General features: G+C 40.6%; 12 protein-coding genes. 6 read left to right on the forward strand and 6 right to left on the reverse strand.

The genetic code is table 11. The features are described 5' to 3' along the window. Window positions 1-1,199: 1,199 nt before the first annotated feature. Window positions 1,200-3,662, forward strand: coding sequence for a toll/interleukin-1 receptor domain-containing protein (locus VRK_RS03970; protein ID WP_059120193.1), 2,463 nt, complete (start codon window positions 1,200-1,202; stop codon window positions 3,660-3,662). A 211-nt stretch (window positions 3,663-3,873) separates the two neighbouring features. Here VRK_RS03970 and abiEi read toward each other — a convergent pair whose 3' ends face one another. Further along, on the reverse strand, window positions 3,874-4,401 hold the full coding sequence (gene abiEi / locus VRK_RS03975) for a type IV toxin-antitoxin system AbiEi family antitoxin (protein WP_231735735.1): 528 nt from the start codon (window positions 4,399-4,401) through the stop codon (window positions 3,874-3,876). A 693-nt stretch (window positions 4,402-5,094) separates the two neighbouring features. Between abiEi and VRK_RS03980 the strand changes: the two genes are divergently transcribed. Both VRK_RS03980 and VRK_RS03985 read left to right on the forward strand, forming a co-directional pair. Beyond that, window positions 5,095-5,382, forward strand: a complete 288-nt coding sequence (locus VRK_RS03980; protein WP_059120195.1) for a hypothetical protein — start codon at window positions 5,095-5,097, stop codon at window positions 5,380-5,382. Between the two features lie 615 nt (window positions 5,383-5,997). Then, window positions 5,998-6,585: a recombinase family protein gene (locus VRK_RS03985; protein WP_059120196.1), complete on the forward strand. Its 588-nt coding sequence runs from the start codon at window positions 5,998-6,000 to the stop codon at window positions 6,583-6,585. Window positions 6,586-6,896: 311 nt separating this feature from the next. On the opposite strand, the gene drt2 is transcribed toward VRK_RS03985, so the two are convergent. From drt2 to VRK_RS04005, 4 genes are all read right to left on the reverse strand, one after another. Then, complete coding sequence (drt2, locus tag VRK_RS03990) at window positions 6,897-8,198, reverse strand: antiviral reverse transcriptase Drt2 (RefSeq protein ID WP_231735736.1); 1,302 nt, start codon at window positions 8,196-8,198, stop codon at window positions 6,897-6,899. 621 nt (window positions 8,199-8,819) lie between these two features. Further along, the gene (locus VRK_RS03995) at window positions 8,820-9,815 is read right to left on the reverse strand and encodes a hypothetical protein (RefSeq protein WP_059120198.1); all 996 of its coding nucleotides are present in this window, start codon (window positions 9,813-9,815) and stop codon (window positions 8,820-8,822) included. 2 nt (window positions 9,816-9,817) lie between these two features. After that, window positions 9,818-11,590 (reverse strand): restriction endonuclease subunit S, encoded by a 1,773-nt coding sequence (locus VRK_RS04000; RefSeq protein WP_059120199.1) that lies wholly within the window; start codon window positions 11,588-11,590, stop codon window positions 9,818-9,820. Then, entirely contained in the window at window positions 11,590-13,080 is a 1,491-nt protein-coding gene (locus tag VRK_RS04005) for an N-6 DNA methylase (RefSeq protein ID WP_059120200.1), read from the reverse strand. Before VRK_RS04005 ends, VRK_RS04000 begins: the two co-directional genes overlap by 1 nt. Window positions 13,081-13,246: 166 nt before the next feature. On the opposite strand from VRK_RS04005, the gene VRK_RS04010 reads away from it, so the two are divergent. Continuing rightward, window positions 13,247-13,645 (forward strand): hypothetical protein, encoded by a 399-nt coding sequence (locus tag VRK_RS04010; RefSeq protein WP_059120201.1) that lies wholly within the window; start codon window positions 13,247-13,249, stop codon window positions 13,643-13,645. A gap of 129 nt (window positions 13,646-13,774) precedes the next feature. Here the strand turns inward: VRK_RS04010 and VRK_RS21190 are convergent, their stop codons facing one another. Beyond that, window positions 13,775-13,924: a hypothetical protein gene (locus tag VRK_RS21190; RefSeq protein ID WP_000031102.1), complete on the reverse strand. Its 150-nt coding sequence runs from the start codon at window positions 13,922-13,924 to the stop codon at window positions 13,775-13,777. Between the two features lie 110 nt (window positions 13,925-14,034). Between VRK_RS21190 and VRK_RS04015 the strand changes: the two genes are divergently transcribed. Next, complete coding sequence (locus VRK_RS04015) at window positions 14,035-14,364, forward strand: hypothetical protein (protein ID WP_059120202.1); 330 nt, start codon at window positions 14,035-14,037, stop codon at window positions 14,362-14,364. A gap of 673 nt (window positions 14,365-15,037) precedes the next feature. Next, window positions 15,038-15,694 carry a DNA-methyltransferase gene (locus VRK_RS04025; RefSeq protein ID WP_059122637.1) on the forward strand — a complete coding sequence of 219 codons (657 nt, stop codon included), beginning with the start codon at window positions 15,038-15,040 and terminating at the stop codon, window positions 15,692-15,694. Window positions 15,695-15,721: the final 27 nt, after the last annotated feature.

A 15,721-nucleotide genomic window follows, 5' to 3' on the forward strand; every position in this document is an offset into this window, starting at 1 on the left:
TGGGTCAGATTCAAAAATCTATCTTAGAGGTCAAGGAAAACAACGATACCAGTGGACGCCACTTTCATGATCGAGAGGTCAAGGAAAACAACGATACCAGTGAATGCCACTTTCATGATCGAGAGGTCAAGAGAAACAACGATGTCCTATTCTCATCGATCCCCTTTCGATTCAGCGACCTAAGGTCTACGAGCGATCTCTAAAAGCAAATTTCTATGGTCTAGGAGTGATCCTCTTCCTGATGGGTGTGACCATAACCTATTGTATTTAAAATATTATTTATTAAAAAAGATCCTGATCTACGTGCGATCTCAAGAAGCAATTTTCTGTGGTCTATGAGCGATCCTCTTCTAGATGGATGTAGTTATAAACTATTGTATTTACTTTGTTATTTCTTTAAAGTCTTTTGGTCTACGAGCGATCTCAAGAAACAATTTTCTGTGGTCTATGAGCGATCCTCACCATAAAAGCCCTGGTGCAGGAGCGAGCAGAACGAGATACGTGAGTGGTTAGATAGAATAGAAGAACAACGATGCCAAAGTACTGCAAATGGTCATTAACTAACTGATAGTAATAGAAAATGTGACATTTTTCGATCACGTAACCTTTGACCGATCATAAACATCGTTGGGGAAGGTTCAAAAATCTATCTTAGAGGTCAAGGAAAACAACGATACCAGACGACGCCGCTTTCATGATCGAGAAGTCAAGAGAAACAACGATATCTGAATAGCCACCGATTTTATAGACATGCTTCGGTTAGACTCGTTTCTGCCCCAAACCGTTTCAGAGCACGTCGTTTTGTCAATAGAACTAGCTAATGTGCAAAATATGCACATTGCTTATCAATCAACTACCGAGTATTCCTCGGCAGTTGAACTGTTGCAATGGTTGTTTGAGCAATGAGAAAGTTCAGTTGTTGCAGAATCAGCAACAACTTATATCTGCCCCAAAACGTGCTGACCCTAATAAAACCAACTTCACTGATCCTAATATTTGCATAACGAAAGCTAATGAGTAGGCAAGAATCAAGATCTGACCCCAGTATGTGCCTCGTGATATTTCAGTGGAGCTTAAAACACTGTGCAAATTTGTGCCTACCACATCGCCCTTAGCCCATAATCTGTAGTTTCCAATATCCACCAGAATATCGTAAAATCATGAGATTATTCGTTTTATTGCATAATTTGGAGATGAGCATGATCAAGTGCTTCCTATCACATAGCTCAAGAGATAAAGAATTTGTCCGATCTGTTGCTTCTGGGTTACGTAAAGAAACTAGAATTTTTGATGAGCAAACCTTCGAAAAAGGTATGTCTCCAGCGGAAGAAATTATCAATGGACTTGATGATACATCACTGTTTGTTTTGTTCCTTTCTGATTCAGCTCTAAATTCCGAATGGGTTAAGGAAGAAATTAGACTGGCTAAGACAAGAGTAGATGAAGGTAACATACAACGCATTTACCCTATCATTATTGATGATAATATTGATTACACTGACGAAAGAATTCCTCTGTGGATGAAAGATGGTTTCAACATCCAGCCTATCAAGAAAGCTAAAGTTGTAGTAAGAAAGATCAATGCTCGACTTCGGGAAATCGCATTTAATACTCACCCAACGTTAAAAGAAAGACAAAAAATTTATGTTGGTCGAAATGAGAAAACAACCAATGTAGAGCAACGCTTTGATGACTTTGACAAGCCAACGCCAGTAGTATTTGTCGCATCAGGATTAAATCACATAGGTAGGAAGTCGTTCATCAAAAATGCTCTAACTAAATCATCTGTTATCAGAGAATCATATGATTTCCCTATTATTCAAATGGAATCGACAGATAGTATTGAAGATTTCATTCTCAAGATTGATGACCTCGGTTTAGCTGATGTTGGCGAAATTTGGAACTTAATGACAACATCAATCAGCGACAAAGTCGATATTGCCGTAAGATTAATAGAAAGCATTGTCGAAGAAAAAGAACGCATTTTAATTGAAGATAAAGGGGCTATAATCCAACCAGGCAGTTCCGTTGTTAGTTGGTTTGTTGATATTGTTGACCGTATTAAACCTTCAGAACATCTCACATTCTGTATTGCTTCACAGTTCAGAGGTAATAAATCTTTTTCAAATAAAAATCCAGAATACTATTTTGAAGAAATACCAGAACTCAATATTCACGAGCGCCGTGGCCTTTTAAAGCGGTATTCTGAATTCAAAGGATTGGAGTTAAATCGTGAGGATCTCAAGTTTATCTCTGATCTATTGTCAGGTTATCCCGAGCAGGTATTATTTGCTGTTGACAGTATTTTTGATACAAGCCTTTTCGCAGTTAAGAAAGACCCTCACCTGATTAGAGAATATGCGGATGATAAAGCTAGAATTGTTGTGGAAAGCTTTGCTAAAGATGAGAAAAAACTGAGTTTTTTATACTTCTTAGCTAAATTCGAGTTTATAAGCTACGAATTTCTATTCTCACTTGTCAATGAAGATGAATTCTATCCAATAACACAAAGCTTCATTAACATGTCAGTTTGTGACCAGTTAGGTGTAAATAATGATTATATTAGAATCAACCAAGTCGTTCAAGAATACATATCTAGAAGCAGATTTGGCACATCATCAGAGTATGATAGCATCCTAGATGAGCATATTAAAAAATTCATTTCTGAGTACTCAGATGACAACCGTGATTTATCTGAATATATTTTCTCAATACAAGAAGCTATAAAATCAGGTAAAGATATTGATAATCGCATTTTGGTACCATCGTACTTTGTGAAAACGATAAAAGCACTATATGAAAAAGGCGGAACGTCAAATTATAAAGAGGCGGTAAAGTTAGCTGATCGTGTGTTGGACAATTCTCGATATATGCATGAAAGTGTTATCGATCACATCTTATTTATGAAATGTCAGTCATTAGCTAGGTTGCATGATCAAGACTTCTTTGGTGCAGTTAGGAAAATAAAGGAACCTGAAAGTTCATTTCTTCACGGTTTCTATTTCAGAATTACTCGTCAAAGAAAGAGAGCTATTGAGAGCTACAAGCGAGTTTTAGAGATGCGGCCTAACGATCAAAGAGCTAAAGGTGAACTCGTTTTGTTGTACTTACAGAATGACGAATACGAACTTGCCCTTGGCTTAGCCAAAAGTGTGTATGAGCGACAAAAGAACAACCCAATCAACGCTAACAATTATCTCAATTGCTTATTTTACAAAGATAAAAGTAATGTTGATCAAGAGGTTGTTGAGGAGATTATTGAGAAGCTTAAGTCTAACCCAGCGCAACGATCACAAGAAATATATTGTTCTGCTAAAGCAAAAGCACTTGCCAAGTTTGATAATAAAGTCGATGAGGCTTTCGAAGTTATCGAAAAAGGCATTCTTGACTTTCCTGAAATCAAGTATCCCGTACTAACACTTTGTGATCTTTCTATCCAGTATAGAAAACTAGACAAGCTTGAATATGCAATAAGTATACTTGATCGAACAGATTCACCAAAATCACAAACTTACAGTAGCTTTATTCGCTTTAAAGCTACTTATTTAGCGCTATCAAACAGACTAGACGAAGCTAATGCGCTCTGCCGAAAGGAATTACGCGAGTTAACCGCTCAAGAGCTTGAGCAATTATTTGAAATATTGGCTCAATATCAGAGATAGTAGAGAATTCCAACTTCTGATAAATGCAATAAAACTAACGCTAAGTTCGGTAGAAGTTATCACTACAAGAACAAAATGCCTCATACTTTTCGAGGCATTTTTCGAAAAACCAATTGCTCATAGTTATTTGCCAATTGCTAATTTAGTAAACTCACTGACTCATTTCTGTCCAAAAGTGAGTTGTGTGGTTTTTGGGAGTGCCTGCATCTGCCTACTTGTGATTCGTCACAATTAAGTGTTTGTTTCTGCCAACCCTCTTCAAATCTCGAATGGCAGTCTCTTTACTAGCAATCCGCAGAGGCCGATCTGAAGTTATGGTATTGCTGATAATGTCAATATCATCACGTTTGGTATGCGTGAACTCGATAACGCCGTAGGAGGTTCTAAATTCCCCTTTACGCCCCGTTGTCATGATAGTAATTCGATCGGTCATCACCTGAGAAATGACACTGTATTCTGAGAGTGCCGATTCTAGAGAGATGTAATTGTACTCTCCCCGTCGCAAGCATTTAGCAATATATTCAATAGTATAACCACTTCTATGACGGCTGTACGAGAATACATAAACACCGTTACACGCTCGCTCTATTACTCCTGCTTTTACTAAACGTGGCAGGCTTTGTTGGAATGCTGTAAGTGAATCATCAAAAAATAACCTTCTGAGATCACTCTTCCGATAAACATGTATGCCTTGTTTGTCAAACCTATGCAGGCGCTCTAATGCAGTCTTAATCTTCATCTCAATGCTCATAAGTAGTCACAAAAAGTAAGTATGACATATATTTTTGTCCACTTGAGATTGAAGTTAAAGCATCGGTAGTCGCTGATACCCTAGTGATTCCTGACTTATTTGTCCGAGCTAGGATCCTAACTCGGAACTTATGGGGATGATTCTGGTTGCTTTGAGGTGAGGAAATGGCAGCACTAATCGTCAGATGCGATGTTCATTCTCGGTTAGGATCCTAACTCGGAATTTATGGGGATGATTATGGTTGCTTTGAGGTGAGGAAATGGCAGCACTAATCGTCAGATACGATGTTCATTCTCGGTTAGGATCCTAACTTGGAATTTATAGTGATGGGCGTGGTTGCTATGAGGCTAGGGGAAATAGCAGTACTAATCGTAGCTAGAATCCGATGTTCTTTCTCGGTTAGGATCCTAACCGAGAATTCATGGTGATGAATATGTGGTTCTTTGAGGAGAGAAATCGCATCACTAATAGCCCAGAATCTGATCTTTTCATTTTTAGGTAGAAGTTTAACTAATTATTATTTTTCTAATTTAATAATTAAAAAACAAACGGTTTTTATTTAATAATTAAATGTTAATGTGATTTTTAAAATAGTGATTAAAGGTCCTTTACAAAGATAATATTACTTGATAAATATAATAGTCATTGACTTTATCTATATATATCAAAAGGGTTGTCGATATGTCTCAAGTTTTGGTTTATTCTAAACGTAATCGTGAAATGAGTTATCTATCTACAAAAGAAGAACGTGAAACTAAGTCGAATGGATTTCAAGTCGTTTATAACGACATTTCCGATGAAGAAGCATTGCGTAGAGCAAATTCTATTAATTTAGATGAAAAGAACAATGTTCCCCAAGTTCGTTTAAAAAGACAACCTATTAAGGAAGAGAAAGAATGCCGAGTGCCTGGTTTATATGGTTGTAACCGTTATAAGTCAAGAAGAAATGAGACATTCAACGTGTTCTAACGTTGTTCTTTTTTTGCACAACGTTAAAGCTTGTGAGCTTGTATAAGGCAAGTGATAAAAGCCTTAAAAATTCCGTCATTAAAGCAGGTGGCAAGAGAATTTGCCAAGATTGGCAATCAATGTGCCATTGCTGGCGTTGAAAGTACCAGTAGTGGCAGAAGAATTTTTGCAATAAATTAAGCTTGTTTCGGATTAACCTTCATTTTTTAAAAGGCCAACCTTATATTAGAATTATAACTTTATAAAAGTTATAATAGTTATATCATGAAAAATTGAATAAATAAAATTTAATTTTTCATGTTGGATTTTAATGTCAAGGTGTTTTTAAACTGAATTTGTTTTTAATTATATATAAATAACTTTAGAGTAATGATATTTGCCTATGCGTATTAATTTATTTACTCGATTTTTATTAAGGCAAAGGTGGTTTGCCAAAATTATTGACTTAACTAGTCAACTTTAGCGAGATGTAAACACCCCTGTAGTATCAACAAACATCCTTTTTCTGACACCAGAAGGGAGTGAGCTGTTTGCAGTCTCATAAAATAGGGTTTGGATTTTTATGATACCCAACTGATTGATGATACTAGTTGTGATACCAAAAAGGAGAGTATGATGGGACGGACATTCGCTTATTGTCGTGTATCGACTAGCGAGCAAACAGTTTCAAATCAGATTTTAGCCATTCGGAATGCTGGCTACGATATTCAGGAGCACCGAATTGTTCATGAGACGGTTTCGGGGAGTGTACCTGCAACTGAACGACGTGAGTTCAAAATGTTGATTGAGCATAAACTTGAACCAGGGGACAAACTGGTGGTACTCAAGCTTGATCGACTTGGAAGAGATAACATCGATGTTCAGCATACGATCAGTATGCTGTTAGAAAAAGGTGTTACGCCAATTTCTCTGGATCTGCCGACCGCTGATCTAAGCTCAGCGGAGGGACGATTGATGCTGCAAATGTTCTCAGCATTTGCTGAATTTGAGCGAAACCGAATTCGAGAGCGAACATTGGAAGGGCAGGCCAGAGCTAAATCTGAGGGTAAGCGGATTGGCCGACCAGAAGCTCTCAGTACAACTCAAAAAGTTCAAGAATGTAGGGTAAGAGGACTGAGTCAATCCAAAACAGCAAATGCTCTAGGCATTTCCGTCCCCACGGTCAAGCGCCATTGGAACAAGCGGCTAACTGAAAGTATTTAATGAAGAACAATGTTCCATGATACCGAGAGCTACCAGAAGTAGTTATTAGCTAAGAGGTTTAAACGATATTGTAGGAACCTTGTTCTCGCTTAGCTTATCGAATAATACCAAGTTCTCTCGCCGACATTCAGTAGAATGTCTTATCTTTCGCTAGCTTTGAATAAGCAGCTAATTGATACGTGATAATCATCTGCTCTTTACTCGGAACAATGTTCTTATGCTAATCTTGAAATAGTAAAGATTGGTTATTTGAATAATCAATAAAAAACAGAAGCATAAGAAACGTGTTCTAATTACTGGTATCCGTCTCGTTATTTGCTTATTTCGTCTTGAAGTCGTTGCCATAGAGGCTTCAATTGTCTTTTGATACTTTTTGAGTTCATAATCTTGGCTGCTCGGTAGCCGTATGAGAGGAAGTTTCTTTTGCCTCTGTAAGAATACAGGCGATGGAGCTTTCTCTTGTAAAGCTGATCTTGTTCTGGTTCGTCTTTACTTTTACGTATTCTGTTCTCTTTCTCCATCGTTTTCTTAGCCAATTTAACACCGCCTTTCATTTTTTCTGAGTAGCGAGCGAGGGCTGTAGAACGAAGAAAGATAGAATGTCCATCGAACAAGAAACCTAGATATTGAAGCGGCTTCTGTTTGCCAAATTCGTCAAATGAACAAAGTTGTCCATTTTGGAATTTAAAATCTCTGATTTCTGTTTTATCGCTGTTTATCTGCACCTTTAGTGCTGCTATTTTACTATTAGCGAGCTTCTCAACAGTATCTCGATACTCTGATGGAACAATAAACAGCATATCGTCACAATATCTAAAGTACTTTCCTCCGATAGAGTCAACATAACTCTTCATGTGTTCATCAAATGAGAACATGTAAATGTTAGAAAGTAATGCGCTGATTGGAGAGCCTTGAGGGATGCCCATAGCACCATTTGGATTTGGTTTTATCAAACCAGAACCACGAACTTTTTCTCTGAATTCTATTGGGTTACAGACACGATTTCTTCCATTAGCCTTTGGGTTGTACTGAGATATCTCAAACACTTTGAAAAGCTCTTCTCGATCGACAGTCGAAAACTTGGTTAGTGATCGAAAAACGTTATAGTGATCTTTTGGTAGGCTGTTGACCTGAAGAAGCTTGCTCCATTCCTCTTTAAGGATTTTATGATCAAGAGTGTCAAAAAACTTTGAAAAATCTAGTGCTATAACCGAGCACTCTCCATTTTCACGTATGTAGTTAAACGCATCGTCAGCAAAATGAATATTACTTTTACCATCAAGTTTTCTGAACGCTAATACAGACTCATGCAACCCAAACTTTTCAACTTTATGTTCATATAGGCTTGATAGCTGACTAGCGTAGTAAGCATAAATGTGACTATCTATATGAGAAGAGTAGGCTACACCTCTTGGTTTGGGTTTACGGTAGAGCTTGCCTGTAGAGCGGTCTCTGTCGAGTTTGGTGAGCTGGAAACTGTAGGAGATAAAAGGGAAAAATGCGTGCCTGGCAACAGATGTTGCACTCGTTACGATCTTTTCTGCTTTGGTTCCAGATACTGGTACATCAAAGTGAAGGTAATTTCGTTTTGTATACCAGAGTGGAACGGACATCTTTTTCATACTTTGAGCGCACAAGTTCTAGCAAAACCCAAGAGGAGTGGACATGCGGCCTTTCCGTATATCCCCTTGGGCTTTAACTAACTGGCCTAACCAATCATCTGGCCCCGAAAGGCACTCGCCGCGATCTATTAGAAATGATGTATAATGTAATCTGCGATGGAGATTATATGATGATAATCGTACACCTCATGACAATGTTGTTGTCTTGGCTCAGCAAGCGCAACGGCATTGACAATCTGTCACAAACCTCCACGCCTTTCGCGTGAAGCTTTAACAGCATATTGATTTTTATATATGCAATCAAGCCTTTCTTGGTGTCTTATTCCTAATCACATGCTGCTTTATGTTTCTTGTGTGGTTAGACTTTCTCAGTCGCCTTTGCTTGAAAATGAGCTTGAAATTTCCTATTCACTCTAATTTTCAAAACAGAGAACAATGTTCTCTGAGTAACGAGTTGTTGTAACAGGGGATTGGTGAGCTGGCTATTGATACTGCGAGAACATTGTTCTCGCTTAAATTATCAAACCTAAAGATTGAGTATTTAATTAACAAATAAAAAATGCTTTGAGTAGAACTATGTTCTACTCAAAGATTGGTGTTTGTGTAATCGAATCAGTCTACTTTCTCTACAACCATGCCACTTTGCTCTGCAAAGTGAATCAATCGAGTGATATTGCTGAGGCTCCACTGGTTGGTGATGGTTATCACCTCGTCGTTAGGCAGCGTAATCAGCGCGTCCTCATCGCTGTGGAAACGGCGAATTCTACCTTGAGGTATATCATCCGCTAGGATGGCAATTCGTCGTCTTACTGGCTCGTTAAATGCGTTGAGTATATCATTCAAGCTTTGTGGTTGATGCTTCTCGATCCAGTCCGTGACTAACGCGAGCGCGAGGTGACGCTTTTTATAGGTATGACCGTTATAGCGGTACTCCGAGTAATCTTTTTCGCCTTTTTGAACGCTTGTGCGCTGCTCGGCACGCTTCTCGCGGAACTTTACCTGGTACTCTTCCACCTCGGGTACAGGGATGATCTGTTCAGCATTGATCAGTACATCTTCTTTGTAGCGGTAGGGCGTGAGGCGCACACAACTGATATCGATGCCTTTGTCACGCAACCACAAGACCGAAGTGGTGAGTTCTTTACCGAAGTCTGCTGAGGCTAAAACGATTCGAACATCGTTACCAAAGTCATCCAAGCTGTTTTCATCAAGATCAACAAACTCCAGAATGGCTTCGCGGGCCTCAATCTCTAGACCTTCTTTCTTCAAGTACTGGGCATAGTAGTCACACGCTTTATCGAACGTCATGGTAGAGATCATCGCGGCATAGCGTAGAGCTTGCAGTTCCATATGCGCACCGATTTCATCCCGCTTAAGCTCGATGACCACTAAGTTGGCATTCTTGTCGATGGCTAACAGGTCGATACGGCGACGGCTGTCTTCCCAGTCTGAAAACTCTTCTGATATCACCAAACAATCAGGAGCGATGGCATCAATACAGCCTTTCAGCGCTTCTTGTAAATCGTGTCGCTCTTGCAGCCCTTCGGCTGCAAAAGTGGTCGGTGTCAGTGCGGTGAGGTTTTTATTGGAGATATTGTACAGGCTCATGACTACACCGCCTGTTTAACAATAGTATCTGTAAGTTGTAATTGGGTTGATTTGGACTCTTTCAATCGCACTTTTAGCTGGTTGCAAATGGAGAGTAATTTATCGACTTTGTTGATAATGCGCAGCTGCTCCTTGATGGGAGGTAATACAGTAATAAGAGAACTTATATGGGTCTGGTTGACAGTTTTTTGTCCAGCAGTGCTAATAAATAAATCGGCAATTTTTTCTCGTATAATTGATGAAGACCCTAATAGTGACAAAAATGAAGGCATATAACACTCTACTGGAAACCTCATTCTTATGAAGTGATCGCAGTAAATTGCATCATAGTCCTCATGACATGTCACAAATCTTCCCACGATATCAGCACTTCCGTTTACACGAATTATTAACACATCCCCTTCTTGTAATGAGTAACGCTCGATGGATTTCCGCTCGATAACAATACTTCGAGTATCATCCAGAGAAATCTGCCAATCTTTAATATCGGCTAATCTCAATACTACGATTTCATTACCTTCTTTGTCTCCTCGGCTTGACGCTCCATTTTGAAATTGAGGCAGTAGCTCGCCAAGGCGACAAATCTCCCACCCACTCGGCAGTTCAAACGGCTTTTCATCTTCAGAAATCGGTGGCAGCGCTTTTTGCTTCTTGATTTTCTTATCTTTGACTAACTGCGCTTTTTCTTCCGCTATTCTTTTCAGTAACTCAGCCGCTGGCTCGTCGCTTGGGTCTTGTGGAACTAGTTTACCCATCACCGCCAGTTGTAGGATGGTTTGTTTAAGCTGGTCGATACTCTCTTCGGTGGTGAATAAGGTATCGAAATGCTCACTGATTCGCGCCCAGTTTTGCATTAACTCGTCAGCATCGGCAGAGTTGGTGAGTGTGTCCAACAGAGTTGTTACCAGCATTTGATGCGCTTCGATACTGGTTTCGGTTTGTTGCTCTAGCTGGTCGCAGAGCGCCATTAGCTCATCGACTTTGGCGACGATACGATGTTGTTCTGCAATTGGGGGGATTGGGAATTCAAACATTTCGAGAACTTTTTTGCTTAACCCTTCAATTGCCATCCCCACCTGTCTACCCCAGACTAGCTGCTGTACCATAGGAGACAAAATGCCCAAATGAATAAATTGGTTCATTTGAGACTCGATCAATCGAATGATTGTAACGTGTTGACTTACGTTTGCTTCCACAAGATTTGAAGGGAATATGGTTGATCGTCCCAGCGATGCACCAGTGATGTTTAAAAGAACATCCCCTGGCAACACCTTAGTGTTTTCCATTTTTTGATGGATTTCGTCAGAGATATAAGCAATATCGTCGAGCTTTATACCTTCATTTCTCACATTCTGTGAGCGTAAGAATGGGATGCCTTCAGAGGTATAAGCATTTTTGCCTCCTCTTGGAGTACTTCCAGACCCTAATTTAGAAGTTAACTCTCCCAGTCTAACGACTGCCCAGCCGCTCGGTAGGTCTATCGGTAACTCATCTTCGTTGATTGGCGGTAAAACCTTTGTGCGGGGGATAAGTTTATCCTTTACCAATCGTTTTTTTTCTTCAGTAATACGCTCAAGCAACAATGAAGCTGGCTCATCATTAGGATCTTGAGGAACAAGCTTGCCTCGCACAGCTAACTCCAGAATTAGCTCACGCAGCTTCTTAACACCGTAAAGCTCCAGTTTCTTGCTGCTACCGCGACCAGAGGTCGATTTGGTCTTTACTGCGGAAGTCCAAATATCAATATGCTCGGTAATCAGGTTTTCTACAGCCATTATTGTGCTCCACCTTGCTTTTTACCTTGAATGGTAGAGCTAAGAGCATCGCCGAGAATGCCTTTCAGTTGGTCACGCAGTGCTTTGATGTCTTGTTGCTGTTGTTGATAGTTCGCCAGCAACTCTTCAGGGTCATGGCTGACGACTTCGTCCTGATGCGGGTTTTTAATATCAAGGTTAAAGTTGCGCTCGATAATATCTTCAATCGACACTTTCCAAGCTTGCTTGGTCTCGATACGGCTAGCGAACCCATCGGCCTCATTACCCCACCAATCGATCTCTTGCTGGAACTCCTCAAACTTCATTGGTTTGGTTTTGCTGTAGTTCTTCACGCCTTCTGGGTAAGGGTGCTCATAGAACCACACTTCTTTGGTCGGTTGGCCTTTGGTGAAAAATAGAATGTTGGTCTTAATGCCCGTGTATGGGTTGAACACGCCATTAGGTAAGCGAACAATCGTGTGCAGGTTACACTCTTCTGTCAGCATCTTTTTGATTTTGGTTTTTACACCTTCACCAAACAAGGTGCCATCAGGCAATACCACACCAGCGCGACCATCTTTGTCCAAGACTTCAACAATAAGCTGCAAGAACAGATCTGCCGTTTCACGAGTTTGCATTTCTGCTGGGAAGTTCTTTTCAATCCCGTCCTCTTCGGTGCCGCCAAACGGTGGGTTAGTCGCAATCACATTGATATTGCTGTCCCAGTTTGAAAGCGGCTTGTTAAGCGTGTTGCCATGCTTGATCTGCACAGGGACTTCGATGCCGTGGAGCATCATATTGGTGATGCACAGCAAATGTGGCAGTTGTTTCTTCTCTACACCATGGATTTGCTTTTGCAGTGTTTGGTGGTCGGCTGCGCTTGTCACGTAGTTCTCTTTGACGTGATCGAACGAGCAAGCTAAGAAACCACCCGTGCCGCAGGCGGGATCCATAACTTGCTCGCCTAGCTTTGGATCCAGTCTGTTGACGATAAAGCGAGTCACCGCGCGAGGGGTATAGAACTCACCCGCGTTACCTGCACTTTGTAGGTCACGTAGGATTTGCTCGTAGATGTCACCAAACAGGTGGCGTTCTTTAGAGTCAGTAAAGTCGATTTCGTTGAGCTTGTTAATCACCTGGCGCAGCAGTGTGCCATTTTTCATGTAGTTGAAAGCATCACTAAAGGCTTCTTTCACCACGAAACCGCGTGGGTTGGTGTCTTTCGGTGCGGTTAGGTTTTTTAAAGTCGGGAATAGGTCATCATTGATGAATTCCAGCAGCTCGTCACCTGTAATGCCTTGGTTATCTGCCGCCCAGTTACGCCATAGGTATTTCGCTGGGATGGGTTCGCGGTAATCATCTAACTCGAACTCTAGCTCTTCCTCTTGAGCATCAAACACTTTAAGGAATAAGAGCCAAGACATTTGGCCTAGACGCTGCGCGTCACCATCCACACCCGCATCTTTACGCATGATGTCTTGAATAGACTTGATAACTGAACTGATTGACATGGAGTTCTACTGCTAACTGACTGAAAAAATTAGGGCTGATTATAGCAGAATTGACATGAAAAACGTGAATTAGTGCATATGCAAAAGGGTGGTTATTTATGGCTCGATAAACAATAATCAAATGATTATTAAATTAATAAATTGAACAGTAGGTTGTCTAGGTTTCATGAAAATAGAATGCCCCCATTGTCAGACTGACAATGACATCGAATTTGCCGAAAATATTGCGTGTAAAGAGTGTAAGAAGAGCTTTAAAGGTTTCAAGTTCAGCAAACGTAAACTTGTGTCCGCGAGTACTGATTTGATCGTTGGGGCAATCGGTGGATACAAGGTCAACACGGCTTTGGATGAAGATCGTTACCCATTGGAAGTTGAATATGCCATCGTCGATACCTGCATAAACTCAGCAAAAAATATGGTATCGGTAAGCTGGTATGAGAGTAAACGAGAAACGTGTTTATGTGCTCTTACTGAAACAGAAAAATCCGTACCGTATTCAGACTATAAATCGGATCAAAAGCTGTTCTTGAGTCATTTTAAGTTGAAGGCCAAAGGGTGTTCGTAGATAGAAAATGAGGCAGCGAATGCTGCCTCTGGTTGTTACTTGCGTTTAGGTGTATTACCACGACCTTTACCAGAAGGCTCGCCAGTTTTGCTTGGGTAGTTAGGATTTTCTTTGCTCATGTTTATCTCCTTACTTACCTTGTTTTTGGTTATTAGCAGCTGCGCGTTGAGCACGGGCAGCGAATGAATCTTTAGAGACTTGTCCGCCATTTTGCTTTGCTTGATTCGCTTGAATGCGAGCAGCGGCTTCTGGGGTCATTGGTGCTTTGTCTTTTGACATAATATTTTCCTTTTCGTTTATGAATGATTGTCTCCGCTGAGACCATTGCATAGTAACTAGTAGGGTAGGGACAAATGGGGACAGCCCAAAAACAAAAGTAAATTCGAACCATGATGGATGCGTTAGGTTGGAGCCATAAGCAACTGGCCGATGTTCTTTACGAAGAACTTCAGTGTTCTGAATATGAAGACATAGAAGATGCTTCCCCTGAGGAAATTCGTAAGTTTAGAGAGTCTCTCAAGAAGCAGTTACAAAGGGACTCTACACCAGAGAGTCGGCTTGAACAGTACGTGAAAATCATTTCGGATCACCCAGATTTTGTTGCATTGGGGTTGCATGTCGTGGTTCCAAAATACGTTAACCATAGATGCTTGAATGAGGATTCGCTTGCAGGTTTAGCAGAGATATCCAGTTGGCTGTATGAAGATAAGAGCCGTTAAAGACGGATGCGTTTGACGTAGAATTATTTTTTCTGACTTTTACTAATAAATTATCGTTATTAAGAGGAGCGCAGGATGTACAAGGGGCATTGGTATGATGTTGTCGGGAAAGAGAGGACAGATCTCCGAGCAATGAGTCTCGACTTCGACTCATTAAAGTTGGCTGTCGATGAAGCAATGAGCGTTTTGCCTGATACACGACTAATCGTAATGAATGAGAATTTAGATTGGGGTCTCATCTCTATCGAGGAAACCAAAAGAATGCTCATTTGTAAGGATTAGAAGGTGACAAGCTAAGATGAACTTTGTTGCTTTCCTCACTGTTTGCTTTATAAGCAGTTAGTATCATAAAGTGTCTTTGATACTAAAGAGGTGCTTTGCATGACATGCAGTTGTTGTAATAAACGTTTGAACGTAGGGATGATACACAAAAGAGATCCCCATACAGGCCAAAAATTTAAGTCCTGCCCTCACTGTTCCGATGCGAATGGAGGAGAGCACGTTTTTCATCCATATCCATCGTCCTTTGGTAAAACACCTGCTAGAGTGACTGCTCGAAACCCTGAAGGATACCAAAGCTACTGTATAGATTGTCGTCACCTGGATAAAGGAGTGCAGTCTCAAACCTATATGAATGGGAAAACATGCAGTAGTCTTGTCGAATAGAACACTGATGAACTTATTTCAAGAAGATGCAGTAAAATGGTTGTCAACGCTCGATGCTGCGAGCGTTGATCTATTAATCACCGACCCTCCCTATGAGTCTTTAGAAAAACACCGAACAATTGGGACAACCACTCGGCTTAAGGTTAGCAAGGCGTCAAGTAATCAATGGTTTGAGATTTTTCCTAACGATAGATTTGAAGCGTTACTCAGTGAGGTCTATCGTGTGCTTAAGAACCACTCGCACTTTTACCTCTTCTGTGACCAAGAAACGATGTTTGTCATTAAGCCGATAGCGGAGAAAATCGGCTTCAAATTCTGGAAACCTATTGTATGGGACAAAGTGAGTATTGGTATGGGGTACCACTACCGTGCTCGACACGAATACATACTGTTTTTTGAAAAGGGTAAGAGGAAGCTGAATGATTTGAGCATACCTGACATACTGACTCATAAACGGGTCTATAGAGGGTATCCAACTGAAAAGCCAGTAAGTCTCTTGGAAGTTCTGGTCGCTCAAAGTAGCAGAGAAGGCGAGCTAGTTGTTGATCCGTTTTTTGGCTCTGGCTCGACCTTGGTTGCAGCTAAAAACTTGAATCGTCAGTTCAAAGGAAACGATATTTCCTCATCTGCCCATGAGCATATTCGTCAGCGTTCGGATTTTTGAACCTAAAAGGCGAATACAGTTAACGGC

The organism is Vibrio sp. MEBiC08052 (genome assembly GCF_001506075.1).
Lineage (GTDB): Bacteria > Pseudomonadota > Gammaproteobacteria > Enterobacterales > Vibrionaceae > Vibrio.

Excerpts from the sequence above, each read along its gene's own strand:
- VRK_RS04005 (WP_059120200.1), bottom strand. The coding sequence starts at position 13,080 with ATGTCAATCAGTTCAGTTATCAAGTCTATTCAAGACATCATGCGTAAA.
- VRK_RS03995 (WP_059120198.1), bottom strand. The coding sequence starts at position 9,815 with ATGAGCCTGTACAATATCTCCAATAAAAACCTCACCGCACTGACACCG.
- VRK_RS04025 (WP_059122637.1), top strand. The coding sequence starts at position 15,038 with ATGAACTTATTTCAAGAAGATGCAGTAAAATGGTTGTCAACGCTCGAT.
- VRK_RS04010 (WP_059120201.1), top strand. The coding sequence starts at position 13,247 with ATGAAAATAGAATGCCCCCATTGTCAGACTGACAATGACATCGAATTT.
- VRK_RS03980 (WP_059120195.1), top strand. The coding sequence starts at position 5,095 with ATGTCTCAAGTTTTGGTTTATTCTAAACGTAATCGTGAAATGAGTTAT.
- VRK_RS03985 (WP_059120196.1), top strand. The coding sequence starts at position 5,998 with ATGGGACGGACATTCGCTTATTGTCGTGTATCGACTAGCGAGCAAACA.
- VRK_RS04015 (WP_059120202.1), top strand. The coding sequence starts at position 14,035 with ATGATGGATGCGTTAGGTTGGAGCCATAAGCAACTGGCCGATGTTCTT.
- abiEi (WP_231735735.1), bottom strand. The coding sequence starts at position 4,401 with ATGAAGATTAAGACTGCATTAGAGCGCCTGCATAGGTTTGACAAACAA.
- VRK_RS04000 (WP_059120199.1), bottom strand. The coding sequence starts at position 11,590 with ATGGCTGTAGAAAACCTGATTACCGAGCATATTGATATTTGGACTTCC.
- VRK_RS21190 (WP_000031102.1), bottom strand. The coding sequence starts at position 13,924 with ATGTCAAAAGACAAAGCACCAATGACCCCAGAAGCCGCTGCTCGCATT.
- drt2 (WP_231735736.1), bottom strand. The coding sequence starts at position 8,198 with ATGTCCGTTCCACTCTGGTATACAAAACGAAATTACCTTCACTTTGAT.
- VRK_RS03970 (WP_059120193.1), top strand. The coding sequence starts at position 1,200 with ATGATCAAGTGCTTCCTATCACATAGCTCAAGAGATAAAGAATTTGTC.